Source organism: Bradyrhizobium genosp. SA-3 (genome assembly GCF_004212635.1).
In the GTDB taxonomy this organism is placed as follows: Bacteria; Pseudomonadota; Alphaproteobacteria; order Rhizobiales; family Xanthobacteraceae; genus Bradyrhizobium.
Window position 1 is genome coordinate 21,067 of sequence record NZ_PSRT01000001.1, and the last position, 20,420, is coordinate 41,486.

A 20,420-nucleotide genomic window follows, 5' to 3' on the forward strand; every position below is an offset into this window, starting at 1 on the left:
ATGCGGCACGAAGCGGATCGTCAGAATCGAGCGTCGGCGATTGCTTTGAAGAATTCGTCGTGCCGTAGGATGAGTATCTGATCATCTTGAACACGCTGCGTTTGATATGCGCAGAGCGTATCAGGGCATTCCCTTCGCGCAACGAAAGCCGCTCGTTAACATTGATGTCGGCGCAAAAAGTTAAGACCGGAACAAGGATGCCGTGGCACCACTAGTGTCGCGCAGCGATGGCGGTCATCTCGAGCTTGACGCCCGGGCCGAGATCGGCGACGCCGATTGCCGCGCGCGCCGGCAGATGAGCTTCCGCAAAGTGCGCCTTCCAGGCGGCGTTGAACGCGGCCTTCTCCTTCAGGTCGGTCATGTAGATGGTCACCTGCAAGACGTTGGCCAAATCGGATCCGAGGGTCTTCAGCAGCTGCGCCAACTGCCGGAGGACGTCGTTTGCCTGGCCCGACATATCGAGGCTCGTGTCCTCGGGGACGATTCCACCGATGTAAAGCACGCCATTATGCTCGACCACTTCGTGGAGCAGACCTTCGTAGGGCAAGACGCGCTTGATCATGATGAGACCGATGTTGCTGGTGAGGGGAGGGACGCATATCGCACATCTTCACCACCATTACGAGGCCCTGTGACCTACCGAGCGGCACCGTCGACATCGCCGTGAGTCTTGACCTCGCTATTCGGCGGCGTCGGGTGCAACAGAGTGCACGGGAGCCCAGCGTTTGCGTCAGCCCAGATCTCGATGACATCGGGAGGTGGATCGGTATACTGCCACCACGCACTGGAACAAGGATCAGGCGATGGACGATACGATTGGATTCCCCGACCCCGGCCTCGACCTGTCCGACGGCTTCAAGCCGCACACCTCGCATTGGGGCGTGTTTTCCGCGCGTCAAGGTAAAACCGGACTCGAGGTCAGGGCCTATGCGGGGGATCCCGATCCCAACGGCATCATCGACAATTTTCCCGGCGCGCTGCGCCATCAGGCGCGCATCGCTCAGCCGGCGATCCGCCGCGGCTGGCTCGAGCGCGGTCCCGGCCCGGACGATCGCCGCGGCCGCGATGAATTTGTCTCGGTGAGCTGGGAGAAGGCGCTCGACCTGCTCGGCGACGAGCTGGCGCGCATCCGCGACACGCGTGGCCCCGGCGCCGTGTTCGGCGGCTCCTATGGCTGGTCGAGTGCGGGCCGCTTTCATCACGCCCAGAGTCAGGTGCATCGCTTCCTCAACATCGCAATGGGCGGCTATGTGCGTTCGGTCAACACCTATTCTTCCGGCGCGTCCTCGGTGCTGCTGCCGCAGATCCTGGCGGGATACGAGGACATCACCAAGCGCAACGTCACCTGGGAGCAGATCGCGGCTGATACCGAGATCGTGCTGGCGTTCGGCGGCATGGCGCTGAAGAACTCCATGGTCGCCGGCGGATCGATCAGCAAGCATGTCGAGCGCGGTGCCATGGCGGCGGCGCGCCGGCACGGCTGCGAGTTCGTCCTGGTCAGCCCGCTGCGCGACGATCTGCCGGTTGAAGCTGGCGCTGAATGGATGAGCTGCGTGCCCGGCACCGACACCGCGCTGATGCTCGGCATCGTCCACACGCTGGTGAGCGAAGGCCTGCACGACCAGGCCTTCCTTGATCGCTACACGGAAGGCTGGCCCGTCTTCCTGCGCTATCTCACCGGCGAGAGCGATGGGCAAGCAAAGCATGCCGGGTGGGCCGCCGCGATCTCAGGCGTCGACGCGGACAACATCCGCGCGCTGGCGCGTCGCCTCGCCGGAAAGCGCGCGCTCATCACCGTCTCGCATTCGCTCCAGCGCGCCGAGCATGGTGAGCAGCCGGTGTGGATGGGCCTGGTATTGGCGGCAGCGCTCGGCCAGATCGGGCTTTCCGGCGGAGGCTATGCTTATTCGCTGGGGGCGATCGGCTATTACGGCCGCCGCGTCAACGACGTGCCGGGGCCGACGCTGGGGCAGGGCCGCAACGGCGTTGCCGATTTCATTCCGGTGGCGCGCATCGCCGACATGCTGCTCAACCCTGGAAGCACCTATCGCTATAATGGCGAGACCCGCACCTATCCGGACATCCGCCTCGTCTACTGGGCCGGCGGCAATCCCTTCCATCATCACCAGGACATCAACCGCCTGCGCAAGGCGTTCGCGAAAGTCGACACGCTGATCGTGCATGAGCTCGGCTGGACCGCGACGGCCCGGCACGCCGACATCGTGCTGCCCGCGACCATGACGCTGGAGCGCGAGGACATCGGCTATTCCAGCAACGATCCCCTGATGGTCGCGATGCACCGGATCGCCGAGCCGTTTGGGCTCGCGCGCGACGACTATGATATCTTCGCCGATCTCGCCGAACGTCTCGGCGCGCGCGAACCCTTCACGGAAGGGCGCACCTCCCGGGAGTGGCTCGAACATCTGTATGAGCCGACCCGCGCCTCGCTCGCCAAGCGTGGCCTGGAAGCGCCCAGCTTCGACGAATTCTGGCAACGCGGCAGCCTGGTCGTGCCGCAGCAGCCCGATGACGGCGGCCGGCTGCGCCGCTTCCGTGAGGATCCCGCAGGTCACGCCCTGCCGACGCCGAGCGGCCGCATCGAGATTTTCTCGGCGAAGATCGCGGGCCATGGCGATGCGGATTGTCCGGGCCATCCGGTCTGGCTCGACAAGACCGATATGCCGAGGCCCGGCGCGCCGTGCTTCCTCGTCGCCAACCAGCCAGTGACGCGGCTGCACAGCCAGCTCGATTTCGGCGGCCATTCGCTCGGCTCAAAACATCGCGGCCGTGAGATCGCGCGCATGAACCCGCGCGATGCGGCCGCGCGCGGGATCAAGGATGGCGACATCATCCGCCTCTTCAACGGCCGCGGCGCCTGCCTTGCCGCCGTCCATGTCACCGACGGCATCGCGCCCGGCGTCGTGCAGCTTCCGACCGGAGCCTGGTATGACCCGATGGATCCCGAGGACGACGCGCCGCTCTGCGTTCACGGCAATCCGAACGTGCTCACCCGCGACATCGGCACCTCATCCCTGGCGCAGGGCTGCACGGGGCAGTTGACGACGGTCGAGGTGGAGAAGTTCACGGGCAATCTGCCCCCGATCCGGGCGTTCGATCCGGTGTAGGAGACGCCGTTACGTCGTAGCGCGGATGGAGCCAATGGGTCGCGCGAACGCGCGCCCGATGAACCGAGAGGCGTCGGCGTACTGGATTCCCCGCTTCGCGGGAATGAAAGTGGCATTTGGAAGACGACGGCGATGCCCCTTGCTCCGTCATTGCGAGCGCAGCGAAGCAATCCAGAGTCTTTCCGCGGAGGCATTCTGGATTGCTTCGCGGAGCCTGTCATCGGGCCGCGCTTTGCGCGGACCCGGTGACTCGCAATGACGATGGGGAGGGAGTGTACGCTGCACTTTCCCCTTCGTACCTCGGATGCAGCAGCGTTTCTTTAGCGCTGTGCTGCACAGCCGGGGGTTATCTCGCCGCATCGCTACGCGGCTGCGCTGGCGATCCAGTGCCTATCCGACGAAGAACGCCGCCGCGAGCCTGATTCGATCTCGAGACGCTCACCCTTGCTGGCGAGGCGCCAGCGTGCCGGAGACTGGCCGCTGATGCGCTTGAAGACGGTGGAAAAATGCGCCTGCGTGCTGAAGCCGACGGCAAGCGCGATCTCTGCCAATGGCCGCTCGGTGGTCGTGAGCAGCGCCTTCGCACGTTCGATCCGGTGATTGAGAAGATATTCGCGGGGACGGTAACCGGTCGCGGCGCGGAATTGGGCCGCAAAGTGCATTCTGGACAGGCCGGCGACATTGGCGAGCTCGGACAGGCTGATGCAGCGGTCGAAATGATCGGCGATATAGTGTTCGATCCGCCGCAGCCGCCATTTCGGCAAGGCATTGACCCTGACGCGCGGCGGCTCCAACCGGGCGAGATACATCGCAAGAGTCTGGCCGAGGCAGCGCATGAACTGGTGGTCCGCGGCGTGACCACGTTCGATCAGCGCCTTGGCAAGCTCCGCAGCGAGCGGGTCGCGCAACAGGACGAGGTCATTCAGTCCTTCGGTCGCGCGGAATTGCGCCGGAAAATGATCCGTGGAGATATGAAAGTGCAGGAAAGCGCACGGCGACTGGAATTGCGCGCAGAGAGGCTTCGACGGTGCGGTGACATAGAGCGTGCCTGCAGGCATGGTGCCATCGAAAACGATCTGACGGTCCCGGCTCAGTCTTGCGCGCGTGGTCTTCAAGGCGATGCCGACGAAATAGCGATCCTCGGGCGTCGTCGTTTCGTGCGACGAAGCGCCGCGGGATTCTTCCCATCGCGAGATCGTGATGTCCTCGCTGGACGTCTCCGCGCTGCGATCGATCTGACGCCATCGGCTTTCCCGGGCGAATGCCTTTGTCGTCTGCGGAGTCTCGCGATTCCGGTTGACGGCTCGAAGATCGGCCCAGGCGTGTGCCTGCATGTCGGTGAACATCGTTCGCTCTCTCTCGTCTCATCGGCGGCTTGCGATGCGCAAGTTCGCTATGGTCCGAGAGTACGCGTGTGCGCGCCAGGACGCCCGTTAGTGGTGATTAGGAGTTGTTAGTTGTTGTGTGAGTGTGAGTCCGAGCGGTGTGACAGCTCGCCGCAGGAGACTCTACTTTATGAACGTCTCAATTCGTCGCATCGGTTGGCAATCGTCGGCGCAGTCCAGGCCTCGTTCGAGCACGTGACGTCGTTTGCCCGTGCGTATGCGTCGCTACTCGAAGACGGCGTCGAAGATCTCGACGTCCATCAGCACGGGCTTGGCGATCACGGTTCCGTCGGGCCGCAGCGTCTGCGCCCGTCGAAGCGTCGGCACCACGATGCCGCCGAAACTGTCATGGGCCCAGGAGGAATGTGCGACCTTCATCCCGAACAGATCGTGATCCGTCCGCCGTTGCAGGGCGCTCTCGTCGAAATAGAAGATCTGCTCGGGAGCGAGCGTGACCAGGCGCGGGGGGAATTGCGCCCGCAGCCGCCGCCAGGTCTGGGTGCTCTCGCGCCACGGCGTCAGCTCTTCCAGCACGACATCGGGGTCGGCGAGCAGGAATGGAGTCGTCAGATAATTCCAGATCGCGACGCCGCAGAAGAAGACGAGGTGCAGTTCGTCCGCGAGCGCAGCAGAGCCGGCCTCGGCAGACGCGAAGCTCGGGTTGCGCCAGGTCCGCAGGATCTCACCGTCCAGGCTCTCGATCGTGATCGCGTCCGGTTGAAACGACCCGGAATGTTCGCCCCCCGTGATGCCGGTGAAGCGGATCGATTGGGTCCGGGTCGAGCCTTCTGCGGTCACGTCCTTGAATTCCCGGGCGTGTCCGGCGCTGGAGAACAGCGTCCCGCCGACGGAGAGGTGGAGCGTGAACCCTTTCAAGCTGTTCCAACGGGCCATACCGCCGTTGGCATCGATTACGTCGTCAAGAAGCGCCATGTCCCGCCATATCCACCATGAAGTGCCTCACCATGGCGGGGTGTGTACGGCTTGGCGTGTTAGAAGTTGTTAGGACTTGCGAGCGCGCAGGATGGCGGTATCTCGTTGAAGATGCTCTCAATTCAGGGCGGCAAGGAGGCCCCTTGCGGCAACCAGATCGCGGGTCTGGAGGCCCTCCTGATACTGAGCGACGAGTGGGGTGAGCAGGGCGCCCGCGTCGGCGGCCTTGCCGGTGCGCTCCCAGATGCGGCCGAGGCTGATCGCGCCGCGGAGTTCCCAGCCGACCGCGCATTGGCGCCGCGACAGATCGAGCGATCTGCGCAAGACGTTCTCGGCCTCCGCGATATGGCCTGCCCTTACGAGGATGTCGCCTTTGACCCTGAGCATCTCCGGCATGTCGAACGACTCGCCATGATCGGGGATTTGCGCGATGGCCTCATCGATCGTCCGCAGGGCCTCGTCGGGCTGGTTCTGGGCCAGCAGCCCCTCCGCGAGCGCCGTCGCAAACACCGTCGTCATGATCCGGTGCCGCGTGGTGTACAGCGTGGCCTGGCTGCGGCGAAGATGCTCCATGCCGGCGGCGACGTCGCCGCGGCGTAGCAGCAGCTCGCCTTTCTGGCCGATGCCGACCGCATGATAGGGGCCGAGGAAGTGGCGCGCGGAATGTTCGATCAGCCGCTCGATCAGGATTTCGGCATTGGCCCAATCCCCGACCCAGAGGAACACGTAGATCGTCCAGATCAAGGAAATACCGAGGGTCAGCGGTTGCTCCAGCAGCTCGGCCTCGCGAACGGTGTACCTGGCCGCCTCGATCGCACGATCGGGCCGGCCGGTAAGCCAGAGCCCGCGCGCCAGTGCCACCAGCGCCACGATGCGGTCGTCATAACCGAGATGCCCGATGTTCAGCCGCTGCGAGCCGGGATTGTGCATCATCGCGCTCTGGCAAAACTGCACGGCCTTGTCCTGATTGCCGATCAGATGATGTGCAACGCCCAGCATCCATTCCACGTTCAGCGCGGCGGCGGGATCGTTCAGCCTGCGCGCAACGCTTTCGCCCTGTTCGCCCGTGCCGAGCGCGCCGTGAAAATCTCCAACCCTGGTGAGATAGATGTGCAATCCGCGCAGCAGCCAGAGCTGCCAGTGCAAATCCTCCAGCTCCCGTGCAAGCTGGAAACTGCGCGTGAACGCCGCTCGGACCGCTTCCGTATTACCCTGCGTGAACATCACGGAGACGCCGAGCGCCGCCTGCAACGTCATCTCCTGGCGGCTGTCGATCGAATCCGTGTCGAGCGAGGCCAGCGCCTGCCGGGTCCAACGGTAGCATTCCGTCAGCAATGTCAGCTCGAGGAAGAACTGGGCTGCCGAGGCCGCCAGATCCACGCCGATTGTCCGGTCGCCGCCGTCCGAAAAGCTCCAGGTTAGCGCGGCCCGGACATTGGGCAGGTAGTCGGCATAAGGAAGGAAGCCGCCGGCGCTCTGCATGCCCGCTGATTTGACCGCGATGTCGCGCAGGACATCGCGGAAATATTGGGCATGGGCGCGCGCAGCGCGGGCCGCTTCTCCGTTCTCGACGAGCTTGTCCGCGACGAAGGCGCGTGTCGTGTCGAGCAGGCGATAGCGCAGCCGCCGCTCCGCGGGCGACGTTGCGATCAGTGATTTGGAGAGCAGGTTCGAGATCGTCTCGACAGCTTCGGACTCGCTGATGCCCTGGCTGGACGCGACAGCAATTGCGGCTTCCAGCGTGAACGGGCCGACGAACACCGACAATCCGCGCAGCGTCGCGCTTTCGGCCGGCGGTAGCAGGTCGTAGCTCCAGGCGAGTGCCGCGCTCAGGGTCTGGTGTCGCGGAATCGCGGTACGTCGTCCCCGCCACAACAGCGAGAAGCGGCTGTCCAGCAGCGAAGCGGTCCCGGCAATGCCATAGGCGTTCACCCGCCCGGCCGCGAGCTCGATCGCGAGCGCAATGCCGTCCAGACGCCGGCAGATCTCGGCGACGAGCGGGGCATCCTCCTCGCTGAGCTCGAACTCGCTCAGGCTCTCGGCGATGCGCTCCACGAAGAGCTGGCTTGCGGGATAGGCAAGGATGTCGGCGATGCCAAGGCCGTCGCGCTGCGGCGGGCAATCCAGTGGAAACAGCCGGTGGACGCGCTCGCCTTCGGTGCGAAAGGATTCGCGGCTGGTGGCGAGAATGTGCAGCTCTGGCGCCTCCTGGACGATGCGTTCGGCCAGGGGGGCGAGCTCATCGAGCATATGCTCGCAACTGTCGAACACCAGCAGCATCCGTTGGCTGCGCAGGAACGTCAGCAGGCCCGGCACGGGATCGTCGGAGTTGACGGTCAGGCCGAGCGCGGCCGCAATCGTCCCGGGCACGAGGCGGGCATCCGTCAGTGCACCGAAATCGACGAAGCTCACCCGACCATCGAAAGGCTTGAGCTCGCGGTGCGCGACGGCAAGCGCGACCGAGGTCTTGCCGATCCCGCCGGGGCCGACGATGGTGACGAAGCGGTGCTGAGCCAGCTCTGCGGAGATCTTCTCGACCGCATCGTCGCGCCCGATCATCTTCGCAAGCGGCGAAGGAAGCGCGTGGGGCGAAGCGCCAGGCTGGCTGGTCCGGTCCTCGAATGGTGCTGTCCGGAGCAGCGGGGCCGCGAAGCAATAGCCACGTCCGGGGACGTTGACGACGTAGCGGGCGCCTTCGCCGGCATCGCCCAACGCTTTGCGAAGCGTCGTGATGTGGAAGCGCAGGCTGCCTTCGTCGACGTTCACGTCGGCCCAGACGCGCCGCATCAGCTCCCGCTTGTCCACGACCTCGCCGGCGCGCTCGGCGAGAAAGATGAGGATATCGAGCGCGCGGCCACCGAGGTGAAGCGGCGCGCCGTCCTTCTCAATCAGCCGCGACTTGGGAAACAGCCGGAACGGCCCGAACGCAATGGCCGAATCCTGGTCGTTAGTGTCCGGCACGAGCAATGGTCCGTTGAAAAAGGCTGATGTCTGCACGTTGATCTATCAGAACGAGACATCAGTAAACTGGCCGAAAGTGGCGAAATCGCGTGGCGGTCACCGAATGCAGGGGGAATAGCCGTCGCAAATTTTGCTTAAAGGCGAGCGGTTACGACGGTGACTGCGACAATTCGTCATGCTTGACCGTCGAGGTCGCGGTGTCCGCCGCCAGAGTGCGATGCCGCCGATCATAACAGAATCTTGCAACGTCTAACGGGCAAAACGCGAGCAATGCATTCAGTATGACCTTCGAGTTAAATCCTACTCCAACGGGGAGGCTACCATGGCCACTATCGAAATCGACCGCGACGTCGCGACCAAGCCTTCGACATCGCGTAACCTTGACCTGAAGCTCGAAGTCGTCGTTATCCCCGTGTCCGATGTCGACCGCGCCAAGGCGTTCTACACGCGCCTCGGCTGGCGACTCGACGCCGACTTCGCGTCGGGCAGCGAGTGGCGCGTGATCCAGTTCACGCCGCCTGGCTCGGCCTGTTCGGTGATTTTCGGCAGGAACGTCACGGCGGCCGCGCCTGGTTCGGCGCGCGGCCTCTACCTGATCGTCTCCGATCTGGAGGCTGCACGACAAGATCTGCTCGACCGCGGCATCGCGGTCAGCGAACCCTTCCACGGTGCCGGCGATGTTCATGCCGGTCCGGACGAGCCGTATCTGTTTGGCAGCGTCCGGGTCAGCGGTGCTGACCCGGAGCGCGGCAGCTACAGCTCGTTTGCCTCGTTCAGCGATCCCGACGGCAATGGCTGGCTGTTCCAGGAAGTCACGACACGATTGCCCGGACGCATCACGGCAGACGGCACGACGTTCGCCTCGCAGAGCGATCTGGCGGCGGCGTTGCGCCGTGCATCGGTTGCGCATGGTGAGCACGAGACGCGAATCGGCGGACACGACAAGAATTGGGCGGATTGGTACGCCGACTACATCGTGCGCGAGCAAGCTGGTCTGCCGCTGCCGTCCTGAGTTGAAGGCAGTCTTCCATCTTGCGCCAGTCATCGGACAAATCGGCAATTGACGGAACCTCGGTGCCGCGCGACCGGTTGGAGAGGTGGCAGGCGCGAGGCCGCCGCCGTCTTCCACTGGCACGGGGTGCCGCGACCGGGCTGAACGATCTGCACACAAACAAGGAGAACCAGGATGATCCGCAAGGCAAAAGCAGTATGGAAGGGCACTGGTCGTGATGGCACGGGCCATCTCTCAAGCGAATCCGGCGTGCTCGCTGAGACGCCCTATTCGTTCAAGACCCGCTTCGAGAACGAGAAGGGGACCAATCCCGAGGAGTTGATCGCGGCGGCCCATGCCGGCTGTTTTACGATGGCGTTGGCCTTCGGCCTTCAAATGGCAGGTTTCACGCCGGAGGAGCTCTCGACGGAAGCAGCCGTCACGCTCGAGCCCGAAGGCAAGGGCTTCAAGATCAGCAAGTCAGCGCTCACCTTGCGCGCGAAGGTGCCGAACCTAGATGAAGCAGGTTTCGCGCGCATCGCCGGCGAGGCCGAGAAGAACTGTCCGGTGTCCAAGGTGCTCAACGCCGCGATCACGCTCGACGCCAAGCTGGGCTAGCGGCGAGCTTTCAACTCATGTCCATCCGGTTCTGGTTGGGAAACTGAAGCTGTCGAAGCGTTGGGCCCAAGATAGGACCGGGTGGACATACCGGCAATGCTTGCCTTTCGGCCGGGCGGCCGAAAGCATATGATGCGACAGGCGCAGAACGGACAGAGCGATCAATTGGGAGCGGACAGATGACGACAGAGCGCGCAGTTTTGGCCGGAGGCTGCTTCTGGGGCATGCAGGATCTGATCCGCAAGCAGCCAGGCGTGGTCTCCACACGCGTCGGCTACACCGGCGGCCAAGTGAAGAATGCCACCTATCGCAATCACGAGGGCCACGCCGAAGCGATCGAGATCATCTTCGATCCCGCGAAGACGAGCTTCCGGACCATGCTGGAGTTCTTCTTCCAGATCCACGATCCCACCACGCTCAATCGCCAAGGCAATGATCGGGGCACGAGCTATCGCTCTGCGATCTTCTATACCAGCGAGGCGCAGAAGCGGATTGCCGAGGACACGATAGCGGACGTCGAGGCGTCGGGCCTGTGGCCCGGCAAGGTGGTGACAGAGATCGCGCCGGCAGGCGAGTTTTGGGAGGCCGAGCCCGAGCATCAGGATTATCTCGAACGCTATCCGGACGGCTACACCTGCCACTTCATCCGGCCGGGCTGGAAGCTGCCACAGCGCGCGGCTGCTGCCGGAGGCTAGGCCGGTCGCCGCGGGCTCAGCGCGTGTGGTCAGGCGCGCAATTGGGCGATCAGATCGCGAGCACTGCGCATATCGGCGATGTCTGCGCCCTCGGTGAACGTCCCGCAGACAGGGTCGAGAACCGCAAGTGCTTCTGCGCTTAGGCCAGCCCTGAACATGTATCGCGCGAGACTGATCGCGCAGCGCAGCGCCCAGAAGCGGGCGCCTTGCGCAACGGCCATGTCCATGGCCTCGCGCAAACGTTCCTCGGCGCCCCCCGGGTGCCGCACGCTCCTGAGCATCAATTCTGCCTTGATGCGGGTCAGTTCTGGCAGATACCAGAGCTCCTGCCGGTCGTTGCAGCGGGTCAGGACGTCGTCGATCACGTCGAGGCCGCGGTCGATCTGGTCGGCCTCCAGGAAAGCCGCCGCGAGTTCGCCGAGCAAGGGAAGAAATCGCGGCAGGAAGCGCGCATCGCCGGCGCGATTGAGCTCCTCGCGCAGCAGCGGCAGGCCCGTCGCGACGTCGCCTCGCTTGACAATGACCGCTGCGTTGAAGGCTTTTGCCCACAAGCGCCACAGCCGGATCGCATGGCGCTCGGTGTGTTCGAGCAGCTCGGTGCCGTGGCGCTCGGCGGCGTCGAAATCGCCGGCCCAGAACGCGATCGGGCAGGCGGCCTGTCCCAGCACGCTACAGAAGGTCAGGGCGTGACCATTGGCGCGGCCTTCCTCGATGTTCCTGGCGGCGAGCGCCTTGGCCTGATCGGCCAGGCCTTGCAGCCACAGGATGCGGGCGCGGAAATATTGCGTCGATATCCTGAGGTCGAGCGGGAAGATTTTCGGCTTCTCCGCCAGCACATGCAGCGACACGTTGACCCGATCGATGCGCACGCGCGCCTCGTCCTGATCGCCGAGATAGTGCAGCGCGACGGCCATCAGCCGGTCGCCCAGCATGACATCGGTCTTGTCGGGTGAGTTCGCTGCCGCGTCGGCAAAGCGCTCGGCAAGCGCGCGGGCCTTGCCGAACTGCCCGTTGTTGAACTGATCGATGCACAAGCCCCAGAGCGCGCGCAGCCGGAAATCCTTGTCGTCGAGCCTATCCGCCAGCTCAAGGGTCGTCTCCAGGATCGGACGCGCCTCGCGCGCGCGGCCTTCGCCATACATCAGCGACCAGCCGAGCGCCGACAGCAGCTGCATGCGGACACGGTCGTTGTCGCCGGCATCGCCGAGCGCGGCGAGGGCCGTTCTGGTGCGCTCGCGGCATTCGGCGAACAACGAACGGCGCACCCACAGCGTGACCGCAGCTGCGGTCAGGGCGATTCCCAGTGCAGCGTCGCCGTCGGGCGCGAAGGCCCAATCCAGCGCCGCGCGCACATTGTCCAGCTCTGCGCCGTAGATGTTCAGCCATTCGGGCAGCGGCGTTGTCGTGTCGGCCTCGGCGCGCTCGAAGAAATCGCGGAAATGCTCCGCATGGCGCCGCGCGAACTGCCTGTTTTCGCCGAGCTCGTGCAGCTTCGCGAGCGCATAGGTGCGCGTGGTGTCGAGCAGGCGATAGCGCAGCGTTCGCGAACCGGACGGCGAGATCAGCGATTTGGTGACCAGGCTGTCGATCGCCTCCAGCGTCTCCGATTCGCTGAGGCCGTCGCCGGCCGCAACCGCGGCGGCCGCTTCCGGTGCAAACGGCCCGGCGAAGACGGACAGCCGCCGCAAGGTGGCGCTCTCCGCCGCGGGCAGCAGATCGTAGCTCCAGTCGAGCGCGGCGGCGAGGGTCTGGTGTCGCGGCACGGCGGTGCGGCGCCCCCGCCATTGCAGCGAGAAGCGGCTGTCGAGCAGGGACGCGGTGCCGGCAATGCCGTACGCATTGACGCGGCCTGCCGCGAGCTCGATCGCCAGCGCGATGCCGTCGAGGCGCCGGCAGATGCTGGCGACGAGCGGGGCCTCTTCGGCGCTAAGCTGGAACGGACCCGAGCTCTGCGCGATGCGCTCGACGAAGAGCTGAGCGGCGGGGTAGGCAAGGACATCGGCGACATCAAGGCCCTCGCGCTCCGGCGGACAATCCAGCGGGAAGAGCCTGAATATCCGCTCGCCTTCGCTGCGGAACGACTCGCGGCTGGTCGCGAGAACGCGAAGCTGCGGTGCTTCGCGAACGATGTGCTCGACCAGCGGCGCGAGCGCATCCAGCACGTGCTCGCAACTGTCGAAGATCAGCAGGGCTGGGCCGGTCTTCAGAAATGTCAGCAGGGCCGGCGTCGGATCCTCCGAGCTGATGGTCAGGCCGAGCGCCGAAGCAATGGTGGTCGCGATGTGGCTGGCGTCCCGCAACGGACTGAAGTCGACAAAGAAGACGCGCCCACCGAAATCCTGGGAACGGCGATGCCCGACGGTGACGGCGACGGCGGTCTTGCCGATGCCGCCCGGGCCGACCACGGTCATGAAGCGATGCAGCGAAAGTCCATTGGAGATCTTCTCGATGACTTCCTCTCGTCCGACCATCTTCGCGAGTTGAGCGGGCAGGGAGCGAGGAAGCGCGGTTTCGGCGGAGGGTGGGGCGACCTGCGGCGCCGCCTGCGCGAACGAGGCGACGAAGCAATAGCCGCGGCCGGGCACATTGACGACATAGCGGGCCGACTTGCCGGTATCGCCGAGCACCTTGCGCAGCGCTGCGACATGAAAGCGCAGACTGCCTTCGTCGACATTGACGTCGGCCCAGATGCGCTTGACCAGCTCGCGCTTGTCGATGACTTCACCGGGACGCTCGGCCAGGAAGATCAGAATGTCGAGCGCGCGGCCGCCGACGTGAAGCGGCGCACCCTCCTTCTCCAAGAGCCGGGACTTGGGAAACAGCCGAAATGGCCCAAATGAAATGGCTGAGTCTTGGTTACTATGTGCTGGCACGCGCCATTGCCCCCTCGCGGGAGTCAAAAGGTATTTCGTTGTGGTCTAGCAGAACGAGGCGCCGAGTAAACTGGCCGAAAGCCGCATGACTGGCAGACCTGCGCAGATGGCTTGGGTCGCCCTCGGCTCATCGAAATAATTCTTGAAAAGGAATGGGTTAGACCAACATGATACGGCGGTGATGCTGCCGGCCGATCGGACCGGAGCATTGACGGCGGTTACGGATTGCTGCGATGGGATGACGGGGAGCCGGTCCCGCCTCGACAGTAACTACCGCTTCCGGAATTCGAACATGCCTTCCTTCTCGCGGCGATGGTTCGTCTCTGCGCTATCGGGCGCAGCGGCGCTGGCGACCATCCCACGCAACGGACAAGCCGCCGATTATCCGTCCCGTGCCATTCGACTGGTGATTCCCTACGGGGCTGGCGGATCGGGTGACCAGATCGGGCGCCCATGGGTCGACAAGATGTCAGCGCTGCTCGGGCCGACCTTCGTCGACTATATCGGCGGCGCAGGCGGCGCGATCGGGACTGCCGCGGTCGCGCGCGAGGAGCCCGATGGCTATTCGCTGCTGCTGGGAAACGGCAGCACGCAGGTCATCATTCCCTTGACCTCGGCAAATCCCGGCTATTCCGTCGGCGATTTCCGCGCCATCTACCGCCTGATCAACAGCGCGCTGGTTTTCGCCGTCCATCCTTCCGTGCCCGCGGCCAATCTGCGTGAATTGATCGCCTATGCGAAGACCAATCCCGGAAAGCTGTCCTACGGGACGCCCGGCGTCGCCACCGGAAATCACCTGGTCGGCGAATCCTTCAAGCAGCAGGCCGGCGCGCTGGACATCGTCCACGTGCCCTATCGCGGCATCGCGCAGGCGACCAATGATCTCGTCGGCGGCCAGATCTCGCTCGTCATTGCCGTGATGTCGGTCCAATTGCAGCAGCTGAGCCAAGCCGGCAAGATCCGGTTGCTCGCGGTCACCACCGAAAGGCGGCTGAGTGGCGCGCCCGATATCCCGACGGCCGTCGAATCCGGCATGCCGGATCTCAGATATGAGGGCTGGTTCGGCCTGTTCGCGCCCAAGCGCACCGATGATGCGATCATCGATCGGATCGCCCAGGCCACGCGGTTGGCCATGGCCGATGCCGCGCTCCAGGCAAGCTACCGTGCCCAAGGCATGGAGCCGGACGCCGATTCAAGCCCCGAAAAATTCCAGCGCATCGTCGAGGCGACAACGGCAAGCCTGGCGCCCGTGATCAAATCGATCGGACTGAATCATCTGTAAGGCCGCTCACGCGCTGACGCGCGATGTCCGGCGCTGCTCTTTGGTGACGACGCCTGCCGACAGCGTGACGAGACCCATCAGCGCCGCCAGCAGCCAGAACGCCGTCGGCAGCCCACTGACGCGAGCAACGAAGCCGACGCCGGCGGGGCCGATGAGGATGCCGGCATAGCCGGCGGTCGTGATCGCCGCGACCGCGAGGCCCGTGGGCATTGCTTTCTGCTTGGCCGCCCGGCGGAACAGCACCGGCACCAGGTTCGATGCGCCGAGGCCGATGAGCAGGAAGCCGGCTATGGCCATCGCCGCGACGGGAGCCGTGAGCAGGACCACGAAGCCCGCGATGGCGATGAGGCTTCCCCACAACAGCGTCGTACGGTCGCCGATGCGCGCGACGACGGCGTCGCCGCCGAGCCGCCCCACCGTCATCGCGATCGAGAACACGATATAGCCGGCGCCGCCTTGCGCCTCCGAGACGAGGCCCGCGCCGATCACGAGCAGTGCTCCCCAATCGAGCATCGCGCCTTCGACGAGGAAGGTGATGGCGCCGAGCAGCGCGAGCAGCAGCACCGATCCATGCGGCAGCACGAACAGCGGACCCTCCTGCACCTGGGCCGAACGCAGCAGGCGCGGCCAGGTTACCAGCATCGCGATCAGCATCAGGATCGAGCAGACCAGCGTGCAAGTGAGCGCGCCGAGTTGCAGCGAGAGCAGTGCCGTCATCAGCGCGGAGCCGGCGAAGCCGCCGATGCTGAACAAAGCGTGGAAGCCGGACATCAGCGGACGTGCCGCAGCGCGCTCCACCTCCACCGCATGGATGTTCATGGCGACGTCGATCGAGCCGAGCGCGGCGCCGAACGCAAAGAGCGCCAGCGCCAGCGCTGTGGGCGAGCTCGCGATCGCGAGCAGCGGCAGGACCAGGGCGAGACCGAGCCCGCCCGCAATGATGATCGGCCTGCTGCCGTAGCGCGCACTCAGGACCCCGGTCAGAAGCATGGCGAGGACCGAGCCGATGCCGAGACTGAGCAGGAGCAATCCGAGGATGCCGTCGTCGACGCCGAGGCGCGTCTTCGCGAACGGCACCAGCGGCGCCCAGCACGCGATGCCGAAGCCCGCGACGAGGAAGGCGAGCCGAGTCGCAAGGCGCGTCGCCGGCCGGTCGGCAGAATGCATGGGAACTCCGGGGAAGCAGTCGGGGGTAAGGTGGTCCAGAAGCCCCAGAATTGCCGCGCCTTTATGTCCGAGGCTTGCCCGAATTGTCGCAGGCTGCGCCCGAAAGCTGCAAGCGGCTGCCATCGTTCCGTGGAAGAGGTGCTGATGGCTCGCGGACGGGCTGGGCGAAGCGAGACCAGGCCCCGGCTGGCGCTCGGCAGGCGGAGTGTTGCTGGATTATGAACAGATGTTGCCCGACATCTCGGCGCCGGGCGAGACTGCCCGTCGGGCAAAACACCCGACCATTTCCACATGGGTCGGCGTCAAGCCCTATGCGCAAAAATATTCCACTTTACCGAAATTCGGAAATGGCGTATGTGTCACTCATCCCGGCTCCCCCTTGAGGGGCGATCATGTGTCGTGATGATCGTGGAGCCGGGCTTGCGGTGGACGCGGCAGCGTCGGGCGCGAGAGCTGAGGGCAGGCGGATTGCTCTCCGTGAGCCCTAAAGCTTCGCGCGGACGGACGGCGCTGTCAGGTTCGTCGCGCCAGCATTTCGATGGCAACGTGCACAACGCCGTCGAACCCTGTGGCGCAGGCGAGCCGCGCGTACGGCAAAACCGTGTGGTCCTGGCCGTCGTTGCTACGGTCAAGCTCTTGCGGAGGCGGCATTGGCGTCAACCGGCGTGGTGTCCGTGAATTTCGCGAGAGTGAGGGAGGCCAGAAGGAATTCGGCTCCCGGGAGAGCGCGGCATAAGCCGTCAAACCACTGCGCAGGGAAGGCCGTGTGTTGGGCTTCACCTGTATGCCGCTGTGCAGTTCTTTCTGCGTGTGCCTTGGCACAGCGGACCGTGGGTGCCAGCCGGCACCCGGCCTTCCCTGCGCCCTCTTGGATTTAGAGGGTGGAGCGATCAAGCAAAGCTCGGGCGAAATCCGTCGCGAGAATGCAAAGGCGTGTCTGCGACCAGCCACGCGCTGTCATCGCCCGGCTCGACCGGGCGATCCAGTACTCCGAGACGGCAGTGATTGAACCGAGAGGCCGCGGCGTACTGGATTCCCCGCCGGAGCCTGTCATCGGGCTCGCCGAAGGCGAGACCCGGTGGCGCGGAATGACAGTGGCAGTTGGAGGACGACGGCGGTGCGCCATACTCCGTCATTGCGAGCGAAGCGAAGCAATCCAGAAATGTATCCGCGGAAAGACTCTGGATTGCTTCGCTGCGCTCGCAATGACGAGATTGGAGCGAGCGCTAACCACACACACGCTGTCATCGCCCGGCTTGACCGGGCGATCCAGTACTCCGAGACGGTTGTGGTTCAATCGAGAGGCCGCGGCGTACTGGATTCCCCGCCGGAGCCTGTCATCGGGCTCGCCGAAGGCGAGACCCGGTGGCGCGGAATGACAGTGGCAGTTGGAGGACGACGGCGGCGCCCCTTGCTCCGTCATTGCGAGGAGCCCTTGCGACGAAGCAATCCAGAGTCTTGCCGCGGAAAGACTCTGGATTGCTTCGCGGAGCCTGTCATCGGGCCGCGCTTCGCGCGGACCCGTTGGCTCGCAATGACGATGTGGAAGCAGCGTGAACAATCTCCGCTCTCGTGCCCCGGACGCAGCGCAGCGCTACTTCAGCGGTGCGCTGCAGAGCCGGGGCCCATGTCGCGGCATCGTACGCGTTCTGGGTCCCACATTCACGCCACTGATCAGCCAATCAAATTCAACGACCGGAAACACTATAGCAATCTCAAAGCCACACCGCGGCCACAGCCGTCTCGTTTCAGAGCAGGCGAGGTACTGTTGAGGTGTGGAATGTCGTTTTTGCGGGCCTGGCTGGTCATTGCGGCGGTGAGTGGCGTGTCGATTGCAAGCTCACTGCCGCTTGTGCTGTTGCCGCGGCCGGCGGCCGCGCAGGCGGTCGAGACGATCGTCGTCGAAGGTAATCGTCGCGTGGAGGCCGAGACGGTCCGCTCCTACTTCAGGCCGGGGCCCGGCGGGCGCTTCGATCAATCGGCGGTCGACGAGGGCCTCAAGGCGCTGATCGGGACCGGACTGTTTCAGGACGTGAAGATCAACCGGGCCGGCGGCCGCATCGTGGTGTCGGTGGTCGAAAACGCCGTGATCGGTCGTGTCGCCTTCGAAGGCAACAAGAAGATCAAGGACGAGCAACTCTCGGCCGAGATCCAGTCCAAGCCGCGCGGGACCTTCTCGCGGGCGCTGGTGCAGTCCGACACGCTGCGCATCGCCGAGATCTATCGGCGCTCCGGCCGCTACGACGTGCGCGTCACGCCTGAAATCATCGAGCAACCGAACAATCGCGTCGACCTGATCTTCACGGTCGAGGAGGGCGTCAAGACTTCGGTCAAATCGGTCGAATTCATCGGCAACAGCGCCTTCTCGGCCTCGCGCCTGCGCGACGTCATCAAGACGCATGAGAGCAATCTGCTCAGCTTCCTCGGCAACAACGACATCTACGATCCCGATCGCGTCGAGGCCGACCGCGACCTGATCCGTCGCTTCTATCTCAAGAACGGTTTCGCCGACGTCCAGGTCGTGGCCGCGCTCACCGAATACGATCCGGAGAGGAAGGGATTTCTCGTCACCTTCAAGATCGAGGAAGGGCAGCAATATCGTGTCGAAGCGGTGAATTTCCGCTCCAGCATTCCCAATTTCGACGCGGCCTCGCTGCGCACCTATTCGCGCGTCAATGTCGGTTCGCTCTACAACGTCGAATCGGTCGAAAAGTCGGTCGAGGAGATGCAGATCGAGGCCTCGCGCCGCGGTTATGCCTTCGCCGTGGTCCGTCCTGGTGGCGACCGCAACTTCGAAGCGCATACGGTCTCGGTCGTGTTCAATGTCGACGAGGGGCCGCGCACCTATATCGAGCGCATTAACCTCCGCGGCAATACCCGCACGCGCGACTACGTGATCCGCCGCGAATTCGACCTCTCCGAGGGAGATGCCTACAACCGCGCGTTGATCGACCGCGCCGAGCGGCGACTGAAGAACCTGGACTACTTCAAGAGCGTCAAGATCGTCACCGAGCCGGGCTCCTCCAGCGACCGCGTCATCCTGATCGTCGACATGGAAGAGAAATCGACCGGCGATTTCTCGATCTCGGGCGGTTACTCCACGACGGATGGCGCACTGGCCGAGGTCTCGGTCTCCGAGCGTAACCTGCTCGGCAAGGGACTCTACGCCAAGGCGTCCGTCAGCTATGGCCAGTACTCGCGTGGCATATCTCTGTCCTTCGTCGAGCCCTACCTGCTCGACTACCGGCTGGCGCTCGGATTCGACACCTATTGGCGCCAGCAATTGTCGAACAGCTATACGAGCTATGGCGTGACGACGCTGGGCTTCTCGCCGCGCCTCGGCTTTGCGTTGCGCGAGGATCTCTCACTCCAGCTCCGCTACTCGCTCTATCAGCAGAGCATAACACTCTCCAGCGCGTACAATAATTGCAACAACAACGCATCGAACACGTCACTGGCCTTTAACCCGACGCCGGCCTACATCAAAAGTGTTCTGGGCGGCGTCGACCCGACCAATTCCACGGACTCCGGCGTTTATGGATACGGCTGCTACGGCGACGGCGAATCGAGCTTGCCGGTCCGGAAAGAGCTGGCGAACGGCGCCACCTGGACGTCGGCGCTCGGCTACACCTTGAACTACAATACGCTCGACAACACCAAGAACCCCACCGACGGCTTGCTGATCGACTTCCGGCAGGATTTCGCCGGGGTCGGCGGCGATGTGACTTATCTGAAGACTGCGATTGACACGAAGTATTACACGCCGCTCGTGTCCGAGATCGTCAGCGTGATCCACCTTCAGGGCGGCATCCTCAACAAGATCGGCGACCAGGATTTGCGCATGCTCGACCATTTCCAGATGGGACCGAACCTCGTGCGCGGATTCGCTTCGAACGGCATCGGTCCGCGCGACATCACTTACTGGAGCCTGGGCGCGAGCGGCGATGCGCTCGGCGGCACGAAATACTGGGGCGCGTCGATGGAGTTGCAGATGCCGTTCTGGTTCCTGCCCAAGGAGGTCGGCCTGAAGGGCGCGATATACGCCGATGCCGGCTCGCTCTGGGGCTATCAGGGGCCGACGTCATGGACGGCCACCGGCGAAGTCAACACGGCGGCCTGTCCGACCTGCGGGCTGCAATATGATGACGGCAATGTGGTGCGATCGTCGGTCGGCGTCGGCCTGATCTGGGCCTCGCCGTTCGGGCCGCTGCGCTTCGACTATGCCGTGCCGATCACCAAGGGCAAATACGACATCGTCCAGGAGTTCAGGTTCGGCGGCGGCACGTCGTTCTAGCGATGCGGCGCCGGCACCGCGCTTCTCGTGTCGCGTGAAGCATGTTCGCCATTTGATCGTGCGTTTGTGAAAACGTGTGAAGCTCGCCTCGTGCGC

At 64.4% G+C, this 20,420-nt stretch carries 12 protein-coding genes; 6 read left to right on the forward strand and 6 right to left on the reverse strand.

Annotated features, from left to right (window positions below):
- Window positions 1-211 precede the first annotated feature (211 nt).
- The gene (locus tag CWO91_RS00120) at window positions 212-562 is read right to left on the reverse strand and encodes a RidA family protein (protein WP_130211714.1); all 351 of its coding nucleotides are present in this window, start codon (window positions 560-562) and stop codon (window positions 212-214) included.
- Window positions 563-803: 241 nt separating this feature from the next.
- Between CWO91_RS00120 and CWO91_RS00125 the strand changes: the two genes are divergently transcribed.
- The gene (locus CWO91_RS00125) at window positions 804-3,125 is read left to right on the forward strand and encodes a molybdopterin guanine dinucleotide-containing S/N-oxide reductase (RefSeq protein ID WP_165405150.1); all 2,322 of its coding nucleotides are present in this window, start codon (window positions 804-806) and stop codon (window positions 3,123-3,125) included.
- 362 nt (window positions 3,126-3,487) lie between these two features.
- Here CWO91_RS00125 and CWO91_RS00130 read toward each other — a convergent pair whose 3' ends face one another.
- From CWO91_RS00130 to CWO91_RS00140, 3 genes are all read right to left on the reverse strand, one after another.
- Window positions 3,488-4,471: a helix-turn-helix domain-containing protein gene (locus CWO91_RS00130; RefSeq protein WP_130211716.1), complete on the reverse strand. Its 984-nt coding sequence runs from the start codon at window positions 4,469-4,471 to the stop codon at window positions 3,488-3,490.
- A 264-nt stretch (window positions 4,472-4,735) separates the two neighbouring features.
- Window positions 4,736-5,443 carry a hypothetical protein gene (locus tag CWO91_RS00135; protein ID WP_130211717.1) on the reverse strand — a complete coding sequence of 236 codons (708 nt, stop codon included), beginning with the start codon at window positions 5,441-5,443 and terminating at the stop codon, window positions 4,736-4,738.
- A gap of 117 nt (window positions 5,444-5,560) precedes the next feature.
- Complete coding sequence (locus tag CWO91_RS00140) at window positions 5,561-8,404, reverse strand: ATP-binding protein (protein WP_130211718.1); 2,844 nt, start codon at window positions 8,402-8,404, stop codon at window positions 5,561-5,563.
- A 322-nt stretch (window positions 8,405-8,726) separates the two neighbouring features.
- Here CWO91_RS00140 and CWO91_RS00145 point away from each other — a divergent pair, with 322 nt between their 5' ends.
- From CWO91_RS00145 to msrA, 3 genes are all read left to right on the forward strand, one after another.
- Window positions 8,727-9,416, forward strand: coding sequence for a VOC family protein (locus CWO91_RS00145; protein ID WP_130211719.1), 690 nt, complete (start codon window positions 8,727-8,729; stop codon window positions 9,414-9,416).
- A 174-nt stretch (window positions 9,417-9,590) separates the two neighbouring features.
- Window positions 9,591-10,013 (forward strand): OsmC family protein, encoded by a 423-nt coding sequence (locus CWO91_RS00150; RefSeq protein ID WP_130211720.1) that lies wholly within the window; start codon window positions 9,591-9,593, stop codon window positions 10,011-10,013.
- Between the two features lie 179 nt (window positions 10,014-10,192).
- Window positions 10,193-10,708 carry a peptide-methionine (S)-S-oxide reductase MsrA gene (gene msrA / locus CWO91_RS00155; RefSeq protein WP_130211721.1) on the forward strand — a complete coding sequence of 172 codons (516 nt, stop codon included), beginning with the start codon at window positions 10,193-10,195 and terminating at the stop codon, window positions 10,706-10,708.
- A 29-nt stretch (window positions 10,709-10,737) separates the two neighbouring features.
- Here the strand turns inward: msrA and CWO91_RS00160 are convergent, their stop codons facing one another.
- Window positions 10,738-13,509, reverse strand: coding sequence for an ATP-binding protein (locus CWO91_RS00160; RefSeq protein ID WP_433995539.1), 2,772 nt, complete (start codon window positions 13,507-13,509; stop codon window positions 10,738-10,740).
- Window positions 13,510-13,873: 364 nt separating this feature from the next.
- Here CWO91_RS00160 and CWO91_RS00165 point away from each other — a divergent pair, with 364 nt between their 5' ends.
- The gene (locus tag CWO91_RS00165; protein ID WP_130211723.1) at window positions 13,874-14,863 is read left to right on the forward strand and encodes a Bug family tripartite tricarboxylate transporter substrate binding protein; all 990 of its coding nucleotides are present in this window, start codon (window positions 13,874-13,876) and stop codon (window positions 14,861-14,863) included.
- Window positions 14,864-14,869: 6 nt separating this feature from the next.
- On the opposite strand, the gene CWO91_RS00170 is transcribed toward CWO91_RS00165, so the two are convergent.
- Window positions 14,870-16,030, reverse strand: coding sequence for an MFS transporter (locus CWO91_RS00170; RefSeq protein WP_130211724.1), 1,161 nt, complete (start codon window positions 16,028-16,030; stop codon window positions 14,870-14,872).
- Between the two features lie 1,780 nt (window positions 16,031-17,810).
- Between CWO91_RS00170 and bamA the strand changes: the two genes are divergently transcribed.
- Window positions 17,811-20,324 (forward strand): outer membrane protein assembly factor BamA, encoded by a 2,514-nt coding sequence (gene bamA, locus CWO91_RS00185; RefSeq protein WP_130211726.1) that lies wholly within the window; start codon window positions 17,811-17,813, stop codon window positions 20,322-20,324.
- The last annotated feature ends 96 nt before the right edge of the window (window positions 20,325-20,420 follow it).